Annotated in this window: 12 protein-coding genes; 8 read left to right on the forward strand and 4 right to left on the reverse strand. The window is 30.8% G+C overall.

All coding sequences use genetic code 11. From position 1 onward, the window contains the following. Positions 1-74: 74 nt before the first annotated feature. Both nusB and D1817_12305 read right to left on the reverse strand, forming a co-directional pair. The gene (gene nusB, locus D1817_12300; protein AXT21277.1) at positions 75-986 is read right to left on the reverse strand and encodes a transcription antitermination factor NusB; all 912 of its coding nucleotides are present in this window, start codon (positions 984-986) and stop codon (positions 75-77) included. Positions 987-1,106: 120 nt separating this feature from the next. Continuing rightward, the gene (locus tag D1817_12305) at positions 1,107-2,210 is read right to left on the reverse strand and encodes a Glu/Leu/Phe/Val dehydrogenase (GenBank protein ID AXT20635.1); all 1,104 of its coding nucleotides are present in this window, start codon (positions 2,208-2,210) and stop codon (positions 1,107-1,109) included. A 146-nt stretch (positions 2,211-2,356) separates the two neighbouring features. Here D1817_12305 and D1817_12310 point away from each other — a divergent pair, with 146 nt between their 5' ends. From D1817_12310 to D1817_12320, 3 genes are all read left to right on the forward strand, one after another. Continuing rightward, on the forward strand, positions 2,357-4,111 hold the full coding sequence (locus D1817_12310; GenBank protein ID AXT20636.1) for an ABC transporter ATP-binding protein: 1,755 nt from the start codon (positions 2,357-2,359) through the stop codon (positions 4,109-4,111). Positions 4,112-4,187: 76 nt separating this feature from the next. Next, positions 4,188-4,577 (forward strand): DUF3276 family protein, encoded by a 390-nt coding sequence (locus D1817_12315; GenBank protein ID AXT20637.1) that lies wholly within the window; start codon positions 4,188-4,190, stop codon positions 4,575-4,577. An 85-nt stretch (positions 4,578-4,662) separates the two neighbouring features. Next, entirely contained in the window at positions 4,663-7,176 is a 2,514-nt protein-coding gene (locus D1817_12320) for a zinc carboxypeptidase (protein ID AXT20638.1), read from the forward strand. Between the two features lie 57 nt (positions 7,177-7,233). On the opposite strand, the gene D1817_12325 is transcribed toward D1817_12320, so the two are convergent. Beyond that, complete coding sequence (locus tag D1817_12325) at positions 7,234-7,572, reverse strand: tRNA-binding protein (protein AXT20639.1); 339 nt, start codon at positions 7,570-7,572, stop codon at positions 7,234-7,236. 226 nt (positions 7,573-7,798) lie between these two features. On the opposite strand from D1817_12325, the gene D1817_12330 reads away from it, so the two are divergent. From D1817_12330 to D1817_12350, 5 genes are all read left to right on the forward strand, one after another. Further along, entirely contained in the window at positions 7,799-8,503 is a 705-nt protein-coding gene (locus D1817_12330; GenBank protein AXT20640.1) for an amino acid racemase, read from the forward strand. A gap of 180 nt (positions 8,504-8,683) precedes the next feature. Then, positions 8,684-9,211, forward strand: a complete 528-nt coding sequence (locus tag D1817_12335; protein AXT20641.1) for a hypothetical protein — start codon at positions 8,684-8,686, stop codon at positions 9,209-9,211. Between the two features lie 538 nt (positions 9,212-9,749). Further along, positions 9,750-10,292, forward strand: coding sequence for a hypothetical protein (locus tag D1817_12340; protein AXT20642.1), 543 nt, complete (start codon positions 9,750-9,752; stop codon positions 10,290-10,292). A 464-nt stretch (positions 10,293-10,756) separates the two neighbouring features. Continuing rightward, positions 10,757-11,908 carry a class A beta-lactamase-related serine hydrolase gene (locus D1817_12345; protein ID AXT20643.1) on the forward strand — a complete coding sequence of 384 codons (1,152 nt, stop codon included), beginning with the start codon at positions 10,757-10,759 and terminating at the stop codon, positions 11,906-11,908. A 235-nt stretch (positions 11,909-12,143) separates the two neighbouring features. Next, the gene (locus D1817_12350; protein ID AXT20644.1) at positions 12,144-12,671 is read left to right on the forward strand and encodes a hypothetical protein; all 528 of its coding nucleotides are present in this window, start codon (positions 12,144-12,146) and stop codon (positions 12,669-12,671) included. 81 nt (positions 12,672-12,752) lie between these two features. On the opposite strand, the gene D1817_12355 is transcribed toward D1817_12350, so the two are convergent. Beyond that, the gene (locus D1817_12355; protein ID AXT20645.1) at positions 12,753-12,932 is read right to left on the reverse strand and encodes a hypothetical protein; all 180 of its coding nucleotides are present in this window, start codon (positions 12,930-12,932) and stop codon (positions 12,753-12,755) included. Positions 12,933-12,940 lie beyond the last annotated feature (8 nt).

The following is a 12,940-nucleotide window of genomic DNA, read 5'->3' on the forward strand; positions in this document are numbered from 1 at the left end:
TTTTTAAGATAAACTTGTGGGTTATTTTTTTAATTATATTATGTTCTGCCGATAAAAGTAATACTTTTTTGTGATTACATCAATCCGCGACCTATTTTATTTAACGTTCCATTATCACTGTACTCTTTTACCAGTTTGTCTAAAATGCCATTAATAAATACATTACTTTTGGGCGTAGAATACTCTTTTGCAATTTCTAAATACTCATTTATTGTTACTTTTACTGGTATTGATGGGAATTTTTGAAATTCACAAATTGCCATCTGTAGTAATACAAAATCAATATTAGCTATTCTATCTTTATCCCAATTAGTCGTTTTATCAGAAATAGTTTCGCTAAATGTTTTCAAATTTAGTGCTGTCTTTTTTAATAATTCTACTGCAAATTCTTTATCTTCAGTATCTTTAAATAATTTTGGTGTAAAATGAACAGCACTTGAGTTTGCTTTTATTTTACGTAATAATTTTACAATAGCAGTATTTACAACAGGTAAATCATCTACCCATGTAATATTTTTATCTTCTAAATATTCGTAAAGTTTATCGTTTGGTGCTATTATTGTTTTAAAAAAATCAATTATAAATGTTTTATCTTCTTTAAATGTAGAAACTTTAGTAGACATATAATCTTTATATATATCGCTTTCTAACAATGTTTTAAAAATAACATCTACATATTCATCATCTAACTCCCAATTAGTAATTTTATAATCTTCAAATTTATTTTGTAATAACGTATTCTCTTTTAGGTACAATAGTATCTCATTATTAATAAATTTACGATTAGGATTTTTCTCTTCTGAGGTTGCTAAATGTTTTTGTTGGGATTTTATGAGATAATCTTCGGCTTTCTTATGTACTTCTATTAATAAAGATATTAATAATAAATACAAATTATACATTCCTTCCATACTCTTTAAAAGAGAGCGTTCGTCAACTTTTAAATCACTCCCTTCATTACCATTAAGAGCGTAGATAATTTGCATTACTTTAATACGAATATGTCTTCGATTTAGCATTTTTTAAAGAACTTTTTAAATATTTAAAGAGGCGAAAGAGATATCTCTTTCGCCTCGCAAAAATAGTATTATTTTTTAAAATTGAATTTATTTAGAATTTTCTTTTTTTCTAATTTCAATTCTATTTTTAGCAATATTTAATGCTGCTTCATTAGTTGTAATTCCATTAGTTTCAGCATTAGTCAATATTTCTAAAGTTGTATTATATATATTTTCTGTTTTACGAATAATTTCTTGCTTTCCGTAACCCTCTAGTTCTGCATATACATTAATTATTCCGCCAGCGTTAATTAAAAAATCTGGTGCGTAAACAATACCCCTTTTTTGCAATAAAGGTCCTTGTATATTTTCGTTAGCCAATTGGTTATTAGCAGCTCCAGCAATAATTTGGGCATTCAATTTATTTACAGTATCATCATTTACTGTTGCTCCTAAAGCGCAAGGTGCATAAATATCCATAGTCTCAGAGTATAAATCGTTTCCTCTATAAATATCTGCTCCATATTTACTACTTACTGCTTGCAAGCGATCTTCATTAATATCAGATATTACCACTTTAGCGCCTTCATTAGTTAAATGTTCTACTAAAGATTCTCCAACATGACCAATACCTTGTACATATACTTTTCTATTTTCGAGAAGATCACTACCAAATTTATATTTTGCAGCAGCTTTCATACCCATAAATACGCCATATGCAGTAATGGGTGAAGGGTTTCCTGCACCTCCTTTATCTTCTGAAATTCCAGTTACATATGGAGTTACTTCTCTAACTAAATCCATATCAGAAGTTTCCATACCCACATCTTCTGCAGTAATATATTTACCACTTAACGAGTGTACAAACTCTCCAAAACGTTTCATTAACTCTGGAGTTTTTTGAGTTTTAGCATTTCCAATAATAACAGCTTTACCTCCACCAAGATTTAACCCAGTAATAGCCGATTTAAATGTCATTCCACGAGATAACCTAAGTGCATCATTTAAAGCTTCAGCTTCTGTATTATAATCCCACATTCTAGTACCTCCTAAAGCTGGTCCTAAAACTGTATTATGTATTCCTATAATTGCTTTTAATCCTGTATCTTTGTCATTACAAAAAACAACTTGTTCATGATTATCAAAAGAAAGTTGTCCAAATACTGGGGCAGCTTTTTTAATTTCGTTAGAGTTGATTACGTCTGAAATCATTTAAAAAAATATTTAATTTAGTGTTTTACTATTGAATTATATCTAATAGTAGCCCGCAAAAATAACCGAATATTACAGTATTAGCAACAAATTTATTGTTAAAATATGAAAACACTAAAAACAAAGCTTCAGCTTAAAGATTATAAATGAAAGAATTACAATACATCAATAAGTTTTTTAAACGGTATAAGTACAGTCTTTTACTTGGAGTATTTATTACCATAGTTTCTAAAATTTTTGCACTTTTCACACCTCGTTTAATAGGACAATCTATTACTGTTATTGCTGATCATATAAATGGTAAAATTCCAGCAGATGTTTACAGTTCGGAACTCACAAAAAATATACTGTATTTAATTGGCGCAGCAATAATAGCTGGAGTGTTTTCATTTTTAATGAGACAAACTATTATTACCGTATCCAGACATATAGAATTTGATTTAAAAAACGAAATATATCAGCAATATCAGAAACTATCTTTAAATTTCTACAAAAAAAATAGAACTGGTGATTTAATGAATCGTATTAGTGAAGATGTAGGTAAGGTACGTATGTACACTGGACCAGCAATTATGTACTCTCTAAATATGATTACTTTATTTGTTGTTGCTTTAATTTACATGTTTAGTCAAGCTCCAAAACTTGCATTTTATACAGTTTTACCACTTCCTGTATTATCAATTACAATATATGTATTGAGCAAACTCATACACCAACGTAGTACAATAGTTCAGGAATATTTGTCAAAACTTTCAACCTATACACAAGAAGCATTTAGTGGAGTATCTGTAATTAAAGCTTATGGTATGGAGCCCCAAACTAATATTTCTTTTGAGACATTATCTACTGAAAATCGTCAAAAACAAATTGATCTTAATAAAGTACAAGCTTTATTTTTTCCATTAATGATCTTACTTATAGGTGTTAGTAATCTTATTGTAATTTATGTTGGAGGAAAACAATATATTAATGGTGAAATTGAAAGCTTTGGTACTATAGCAGAATTTATCATTTATGTAAATATGCTAACTTGGCCTGTAGCCATTTTGGGTTGGGTTACTTCTATCGTTCAGCAAGCTGAAGCATCACAAAAGCGTATTAATGAGTTTTTAAACGAAGTTCCTGAAATTAAAAATTTAGCTAGTTCACCAATTACTATTAATGGTGATATTGTATTTAAAAATGTACATTTTACTTACGATGACACAAATATTGAAGCTTTAAAAGGAGTTAGTTTTAATTTAAATCAAGGCAAGAGTTTAGCAATTATTGGTAAAACAGGCTCAGGGAAGTCTACTATTCTAGATCTAATAGGGAGATTATATGATATTAAGAAAGGTACAATAAGCATTGATGGCAACTCTATAGAGCAAGTCCACTTAGAGAGTTTAAGAAATAGCATTGGTTACGTCCCTCAGGATGCATTTTTATTTTCCGATTCGATTAAAAACAATATTAAATTTGGATCTGTTGATGCTACAGACGATGAAATTATACAAGCAGCAAAAAATGCTGTTGTACATAGCAATATCGAAAATTTCTCCGAAGGCTATAATACTGTTTTAGGAGAGCGGGGTATTACGCTATCTGGTGGGCAAAAACAGCGTATTTCGATCGCCAGGGCCATTATTAAAAATCCAAAGATTTTATTATTAGACGATTGTTTATCTGCTGTAGATACTGAAACCGAAGAAAAAATCCTTAAAAACTTAGATAAAGTTACTCAAAACAGAACTACAATTATAGTAAGTCATCGTATTTCTTCAGCAAAAAATGCAGATCATATTATAGTTCTTGATGATGGAAAAATAATACAAACAGGAGACCATCAAACCTTAATAAATCAGGATGGCTACTATAAAGAGTTATATTTAAAACAACTTGCCGAAAAAGAAATGTAACATTTTGTTGGTTGCTAATATTTTTTTTTAGATTTTTGAGTCATTAAATTTATTAATATAATATAACAATACAATTATGAGTAATAATGATATGATGGAGAAAGAAGAGATATTTTCTAAAGTATTGAGAGCGGGAAGACGTACTTATTTTTTTGACGTAAGAGCTACCAAAGCTGGAGATTATTACCTTACAATTACCGAGAGTAAAAAATTTACAAATGATGATGGCTCTTTTCATTATAAAAAGCACAAGATTTATTTATATAAAGAAGATTTTGCTGAGTTTAAAGAAATTTTAGGAGATATGATTGATTATGTGATTGATGAAAAAGGAGAAGAAGTTATTAGTGAGCGTCATCAAAAAGATTATAAGAGAGAAAATTATGGTTCTGTAAACAATACTACTAATGATGAAACACCAGCTTCACCAGAAAGTTTTACAGATGTAAATTTTGAAGACATTTAATTTCTGAAAGAAATCTTAAAATATTAAAAACCACTACATAATCGTAGTGGTTTTTTTTATATTTATCCCCTAACTAATTTATATAATGAAAAAACTTCTCTTATTTTGTTTACTATTGAGTACAATAGTTTATTCTCAAAAAAAACTAGATTTATCGTATTACCTTCCTCAAAACACTACTTATAACCAGAGTATTCCAACTCCAGAAAGTATTATTGGACATCAGGTTGGTGAATGGCATGTTACTCACGATAAGTTAATGCAATATGCTTATGCGTTGGCTAATGCTTCAGATAGAATTACAATTGAAAATCGTGGAAAAACATTTGAAGGCAGACCAATATTATTAATGACTATTACTTCTCCTAAAAATCATCAAAATTTAGATGCCATTCGTGAAGCACATATTAATGCTACAGAAAGTAATACAGCAAATACAGCTAATAGACCTATAATAGTATACCAAGGGTTTTCTATTCATGGTAATGAGCCTAGTGGTGCTAATGCAGGGTTGTTAGCAGCGTATTATTTAGCAGCAGCTCAAGGCACCTATATTAACGAACTTTTAGATAATACAGTTATTTTATTTGACCCATCATATAATCCAGATGGTTTACAGCGTTTTGCTTATTGGGCAAATACAAATAAGAGTATAAATTTAAGTAGTGACCCTAACGATAGAGAATATAGTGAAGTATGGCCAGGGGGAAGAACAAACCACTATTGGTTTGATATGAATCGTGACTGGTTACCAGTACAGTTACCAGAGTCTAGAGCTAGGATTGCATCATTTCACAAATGGTTACCTAATATTCTAACAGATCATCACGAAATGGGCAGTAATGCAACTTTCTTTTTTCAACCTGGGATTCCATCAAGGACTCATCCACTAACACCAAAATTAAATCAAGAGCTTACAAGACGCATTGGGGATTATCATGCTAAAGCATTCGATAAAATTGGATCTTTATATTATACTGAAGAAAGTTATGATGATTTTTATTACGGTAAAGGTTCAACATTTCCGGATATTAATGGAAGTATAGGTATTTTATTTGAGCAAGCGAGTTCTCGCGGACATGTTCAAGAGACTGAAAATGGATTATTAACCTTTCCGTTCACTATACGAAATCAGTTTACGGCAGCGCTTTCTACTTTAGATGCAGCTAAAAATATGCGAGAAACACTTTTAACTTATCAGCATAATTTTTATAAAAATGCCAGAACTGAAGCCTCTAAAGAAAACTCTAAAGCCATTGTTTTTGGAGACGAAAAAGATGCAGCAAAAACCTATCATTTAGCTGAGATTTTAAAACGACACAGTATTAAGTTTCATGATATAAAACAAGATTTTACAGCAAATAGTAAGCGTTTTAAAAAAGGATATAGTTATATAGTTCCTAAAAATCAAAAAAACACACGTTTAATAAACGCTATGTTTGAAAAGCGCACCACATTTCAAGATAGTTTATTCTACGATATTTCTGCTTGGACCTTCCCTTTAGCTTTTAATTTAGATTATGCCGAAGATGTATCTACAAATAATTTAGGAACAGAGGTTACTAACCTTCAATTTAAAGAAGGTGGTGTAGATAACAAAAGTAACTATGCTTATTTAATGGAATGGCACGAATATTATACTCCTAAGCTTTTAAATAAAGTATTAGCAAAAGGAATTCGTGCTAAAGTAGCTATGAAACAATTTAGTACAAGTGGGAAACAATATGATTACGGAACTATTTTAATCCCTGTACAGAATCAAAAAATAAAAGCTAATGATATTTATACTTTTTTAAATACGCTGGCAAAAGAAAGTCATATTACAATTAATAGTGTCGGTACAGGTTTAACAGAAGGTATAGATTTAGGAAGCAGACAGTTTAGAGCATTAACTCAACCAAAAATTGCATTATTGGTAGGAGATGGTATGAATTCTTATGATGCTGGAGAAATTTGGCATTTATTTGATACACGTTATGAAATGACTGTAACCAAATTAGATACTAAAACTATTGGGCGAGCAGATTTAAGTCGTTATAATGTTATTATTGCTGTTAATTCTGGTAGTGGTGCTTTAAATGCTAACAATACTAAAAAAATGAAAACTTGGGTACAAAATGGAGGTACCTTATTAGGCTATAGAGGTGCGTTAAACTGGTTAAAATCTAAGGAATTTGCTAAGTTCGAATTTAAAAAAGTAGAAGTACCGGCAAAGAATGTCACTTTTGAGCAACGAGGTGACTTTAACGGAGCACAGGTTATTGGAGGTGCTATTTTTGAAGCTAATATTGATCGCTCACATCCTATTAACTTTGGATATAAAAACAATAAAGTATCATTATTTAGAAATACTACTTTGTTTATGAAACCAGATAAAAGTAGTTATAACAATCCAATAAAATATACCAACAACCCTATTCTAAGTGGATATATTTCTAGGCCAAATTTAGATAGTTTGGCGAATACAGTGCCATTACAAATAAAACGATTAGGGAGAGGTAAAGTTGTTGGATTTACAGATAATACTAATTTTAGAGCCTTTTGGTATGGTACCAATAAACTTATGATGAATGCGATTTTCTTTAGAGAAGAATTATAAAAACATATTAATTTTAAAAAAGCTGCTTTTCTTAATTGAGAAAAGCAGCTTTTTTATTTAAGAAACTATTGTACCATTCTTGACTTTATGCTCTGGATTTAACAAAATTACGTCTTTAGCATTAACAGCACCTAATACTAAACACTCACTCATAAAATTAGCTATTTGTTTTTTAGGAAAATTAACTACTGCTACTATTTGGCGATTAAGCAAATGTTCTTTTTGATATAAACTTGTTATTTGTGCAGATGTTTTTTTTATCCCTAAATCTCCAAAATCTATTGTTAATTGGTAGGCAGGATTTCTTGCTTTGGGAAAATCGGCAACCTCCAATATGGTTCCTATTCGTAAATCTATTTTTGTAAAATCTTCAAAAGTTATGGCATTATTATTCATAATTTATTTTTTAGAAAAAAGCTAAAGTAAACATACAAAAAAGGTAACACACTTATTTATCGATAAACTATTATTACTAAAAACATAATAACTCTTTAATATTTGTTTATGTTCTCAAATCATTGTTATTCAAATTTAGTATCTTTTCATTCGCAATACAGAACTACGTTTTGCGCTGTATTAGGAAAAATACCTGTGGCCGTTGTAGCCAATTAAAATAAAAAAAATGAGATCACTTGGATTAATCGGAGGGACATCATGGCATTCAACAATAGAATATTATCGAAATATTAATCAGCTCGTTAATGACTATTTTGGAGATAACACAAATCCGCCTTTGATTATATATACTTTAAATCAATCTTTAATACATCAATATCAAAGAGAATCCAATTGGATTGGTATAGCTGAAATATTGATTAACGCAGCAAAAAACCTCGAAAAAGCAGGAGCTGATATGGTAATGTTTTGTGCTAATACTCCTCATAAAGTTTACGATATTGTAGAAAAAGAAATTAATACTCCAATATTACACATAGCAGATGCAACAACAAAGGAAATTAAATCAAAAAATATGAAGAAGGTTTGTTTCCTGGGTACAAAATACTCTATGATAGAGAGTTTTATTACCAATAGAATATCAAATAATGGAGTTGAGGTACTTACTTCAAATAAGGAGAAAGAAATCAATGAATTACATCGGATAATTCAAGAAGAATTGACTTATGGAAAAATTATCACTCAGTCCAAAGAATATGTTATTAACATCATTCAATCATTTACAGAAAAAGGAGCTGAGGGTGTCATTTTAGGCTGTACGGAATTTCCATTGATGATAAATGATACTGATTTACAAATTCCAATTTTCAATACAACAAAGATACATGCAAAAGCAGGAGTGAATTTTATATTGGAAGGTTTGAAAAAATAAAAACTGGCTACAACAACGTGTATGATGTTCATTGCCAGCAAAAGCTGGCAACACTACTCGCCGTAGCCGTGTGACCGTTGTAAAACATTTGACTAAATAAAAAGGCCATTTCACTCGAGCTAAAGTTTCTCTTACTAATTTAAACTCTCAAAATTCTTTCAAAGCCATTACATTTGAAATATGAAAAAATTATTTCCTCTAATATTATTGTTTATAATTTCCTGCAAAACGACAGATATTAGGACAGAATCCGAATTTAAAATCCAGAATGAATCTGTAAATTTATACGCATTTATTGGACAAAAAATATCAGTAACGGAATTTGACCCAAACGAAAACAACAAGCGAAAAGTAATTGATCCAATATCTGGAGATACTTTGATTCGCCAGAGCTACATTATGGATAGCGGGTTTCGTGCTAAATATAGAATAGTCAAAAACGTATTTAACGAACTAAAAACAGACACTATTGAATTCATAGCTTATGATCATTATGGAAGGCCTGGGTTTGAGAATTTCGAGAATGTACTTTTATACATATCATTAAACCAAGAGAAAGGTAATTACTATCATCAAAAATATCAGTTTGATCCATTGAAAAAAACAAAAAATGGAATTTATAGAGGGCTGAAAGGAGAAACTATCGAAAAACTTTTTACGGAAAAGAAGAATGGAGTTTTGACAGCTCGCGGGCTTTTTGAAGAATAAAGAAGAATAAAAACGTTTTACAACAATGGCTATAATTCATTGTGGTGGAATTTTCCACAGAAAATCCTTACCTTTCAATCATCGCTTGGTTCTCGCGGAATGGTTCTAACGGACAATTCCACAACGAAACCATAGCCCAACCGTTAGAGCACATTCAGCTGAAGCTGACTTGTGTTGTTACGTGCTTCGCACTATCTCCCCACAAGTGAAATATGCTCTAACGACCTGCTAAACCAAATTGCTTAAAGCTCTTATATGAACTACAGCTCCAACTGACGCACTCAAGTGCTTAACGTGCCATAACAGTTGCTAAAAGCAATTTGATTCTGTCTCTTGAACTTTCAATCTAATTAATTTGACAAAATACGATTGTTTCACAATCTCTTTGATAACCAATAATTTGAGACACTAAACTCAACATTTGTCTATGTTCTCAAATTATTGTTGTTCAAATTTATTATCTTTTCCTTCGCAATACAGAACTGCGTTTAGCAGGTCGTTGTGGTGCATTTACCACTCAAACTTCTGAATTGAATAAATGAAAAAACTAATATTTCGACTGACTTTACCTCTGACTTTAATTTCATTCGGAATTATTACAAAGTGGAGTTACGGAATTGTAATTGATGGAACTGATGAATTCTTTTACGGATTTCCACTAATTTATAAATGTGATGGGTTTCACACATCTTTGTCAACACAATATTTTCTGACTGAAATGGCAATTAATTTGCTAATTTATTTTGCCTTTTGGTTAATAATAACTTGGACTATACACCGATTTTGGAAAATCAATATTCCTAAATTGATTTCTAAAATATTCTGGATTGGATTTGGAATTTTATTTTTAGGATTTGTATACTTATCAAGGGACTTGGGCGACCGATATAAAATAAAACGTGATTTTGATGTTAAAATCTTTGACAGTGGAATTTCAATTTTCGGAATCCACTCAACGGACAGAGAAAAATATCAATCTGAAATAGAAAAATTGGAATGGAAAATAAAAACGTCACCACAACATTGTATAACCGCAATTACGGCGGATTCGACTACGTCCGAATCCATTCGGAATTGCTAACGTCTGTGCTAAACCGAATTAGCGTCTAATGGCTAATCTAGCTAATGCCAGTAAACTGGCAACGCTACTCGCCATAGCCGTGTGGCCATTGTGAATAATTCGCTAAAGGCGAACTTTGGTATGTGCTGCTTCGCAAGCTATACACCCCAAGGTAAATTGTTCACAAGACAGCGCTAAACCAAATTAAATCTATTACTCCTTTCTAACTACCTCCTTTAGCGGCTCACGCTTAGAACTGTACACAACTTCTGCAAAAAGTAATTTGATTCTGTTTCTTGAACTCTCAAGCTAATAAATTTGATAAAGCACGATTGCCATACAATCTCTTTGATAACCAATAATTTGAGACCCTTATCTTTATATTTAGTCATATTCTCAAATCATTGTTACTCAAATTTATTATCTTTTCGTTCGCAATACAGAACTACGTTTAGCGCTGTATTGTGGGTAATTTAAACATACCAATGAATAAACTGACAATAATTACACTTTGCTTATTCGTTTTGATGAGCTGTAATCGGAAAAACCCTAGGCAAAATGTGCCTGATTCGTTCGAGATTCAAATGGATTCAATATTCTCAGAATTCGATAATTTGAATTCCCCAGGTTACGCAATAGGAATATCGAAAAATGGAAATACTATATATAAGAATGGATATGGAGCGGCAAATTTAGATTACAATATCCCTATAGAAACAAATTCAGCTATTAGTATTGCTTCAGTTTCAAAACAATTTACTGCTGCTTGTATAGCTTTACTGATTATAGAAGATAAAATAACATTAGAAACTATTGCTGCTGATTATATTCCAGAGCTTAAAAAATATTCTGACACTCTTCGAATTAAGCACCTTATCTATAATACAAGTGGACTTCAAGATTACAATAAAGTGAAAAGAAAAAGCGGGAAATCTTGGGTAACATTTAACTATTTTGATATTGAAGAATGCATCAATACTTCTATCTCAGAGGATAGCTTACTCTTTAAACCGGGAGAACAATGGAACTATAGTAATGTCAATTTTATGCTTTTAACTAAAATTGTAGAAAAGGTAAGTGGGCAATCATTTAGTGACTTTATTAAAACAAGATTATTTCAACCACTTAATATGAACAATACCTTAATAAATGATGACATTACAAGTATTATAAAAAATAGGGTAACCCCTTATAATCCTAGAAATAAACTCTATTTGGACGCATATGCTGAACAAGGTTTCAAACTAAAAAATGAAGGGATGTACATACAACATTCGAGAAACTCACCTCATTATGGAGGTAGTGGTATAGTTTCTACAATAGATGACCTACTTAAGTGGACCTCAAATATGGAAACAAAGAAGTTTGGAGGGCAAAAATTTTATGACTTGATGCATAAAACAATGAAATTCAAACACGAAAGAAATAATCAAGCTTTTGGGTTGTATATCGGAAATTACAGAGATAGAAAAATAGTGGCTTGGGAAGGTGGAGATTATGGTATAAGTTCTCAGATTTTAAGATTTCCAGATGAAAACGTTTCAATAATCGTTTTATCTAATCTTGGTTCAGGTGAAGCTTCTAGGAAAGCGAATTCTATAGCCGATATTTTAATAGAAAAAGGTGTTTTGCAATAAAAATTACCCACAACAATGTGTGTATAAGTAATAAAACGATAGTATAAATATAAAACAAAGATCAGTGCAAAACTGAAAATTTAGAGTGTAGAAATCCACTACTACTCATACGCCAGACCGTAATATACATTAAGACAGACTTATGAATAATTTTAAATACGTATTAATAGCTCTAATTACCTTATCCGTTTTATTTTCTTGCAATAAAAAAAATGAAGAACGCACTAAATTGAAATTGTTTGAACAATATAATTCTGCATTAAAAAAAGGGGACGAAGATAAGTGGAGCTATACATCTGATACAATTAAGGTATGGTTTGATAACAAAAAAGGGAAGCCAAGTTTACGTATTAAAGGGAAAAAATCAACAGGAAAATGGAAAGAATGGGATGAAGAGATGCATTCATCTTCTTACTATGATACTATATGGTATGACCAAAGAGAAAATAGTATCAAGGGCTATTTTTATGAAAACAATGATTTTTATGAATTGATTGGAAAAGCCCCGACAAAAACACTTAGAACATATTGGCTAAATCAAAACAATAAAATAAATGAAATTTTGATGTATTGGATTCCAGAAGAAAACACAACAACTGATCAGCATTTAAAGCCTATAGTTGAGTGGGCTATTTTGAATGATTCTAGCGAAATAAAGCAATTATACCCAAATAATAGAATAGTACCTTCAAAGGAAAATGCTAAAAGGTGGAAAAATTTATTGAATAAATATAAAATGTATACTAATAATGGCCATAAGTAATTGCTTGTTATCGCCTACTTCTGAAAATCCTCGCGAATTTTCAGTTTGGTGTGTAATTGCGGTGTTGAGTGCTAAACCAAATTAAGTTTCATTCCTCATTCTGACTATCGCCTTTTGCGGCTTACGCTTAGAACTGTACACAACTTCTGCAGAAAGTAATTTGATTCTGTTTCCTGAATTCTCAAAATAATGAATTTGACAAAGTACGATTACTATACAACCTCTTTGATAACCAATAATTTGAGGCACACCTTTTAACATTTAGTCAA

Source organism: Flavobacteriaceae bacterium (assembly GCA_003443635.1).
GTDB lineage: Bacteria > Bacteroidota > Bacteroidia > Flavobacteriales > Flavobacteriaceae > AU392.

Excerpts from the sequence above, each read along its gene's own strand:
- D1817_12345 (AXT20643.1), top strand. The coding sequence starts at position 10,757 with ATGAATAAACTGACAATAATTACACTTTGCTTATTCGTTTTGATGAGC.
- D1817_12325 (AXT20639.1), bottom strand. The coding sequence starts at position 7,572 with ATGAATAATAATGCCATAACTTTTGAAGATTTTACAAAAATAGATTTA.
- nusB (AXT21277.1), bottom strand. The coding sequence starts at position 986 with ATGCAAATTATCTACGCTCTTAATGGTAATGAAGGGAGTGATTTAAAA.
- D1817_12340 (AXT20642.1), top strand. The coding sequence starts at position 9,750 with ATGAAAAAACTAATATTTCGACTGACTTTACCTCTGACTTTAATTTCA.
- D1817_12310 (AXT20636.1), top strand. The coding sequence starts at position 2,357 with ATGAAAGAATTACAATACATCAATAAGTTTTTTAAACGGTATAAGTAC.
- D1817_12315 (AXT20637.1), top strand. The coding sequence starts at position 4,188 with ATGAGTAATAATGATATGATGGAGAAAGAAGAGATATTTTCTAAAGTA.
- D1817_12320 (AXT20638.1), top strand. The coding sequence starts at position 4,663 with ATGAAAAAACTTCTCTTATTTTGTTTACTATTGAGTACAATAGTTTAT.
- D1817_12355 (AXT20645.1), bottom strand. The coding sequence starts at position 12,932 with ATGTTAAAAGGTGTGCCTCAAATTATTGGTTATCAAAGAGGTTGTATA.
- D1817_12330 (AXT20640.1), top strand. The coding sequence starts at position 7,799 with ATGAGATCACTTGGATTAATCGGAGGGACATCATGGCATTCAACAATA.
- D1817_12335 (AXT20641.1), top strand. The coding sequence starts at position 8,684 with ATGAAAAAATTATTTCCTCTAATATTATTGTTTATAATTTCCTGCAAA.
- D1817_12305 (AXT20635.1), bottom strand. The coding sequence starts at position 2,210 with ATGATTTCAGACGTAATCAACTCTAACGAAATTAAAAAAGCTGCCCCA.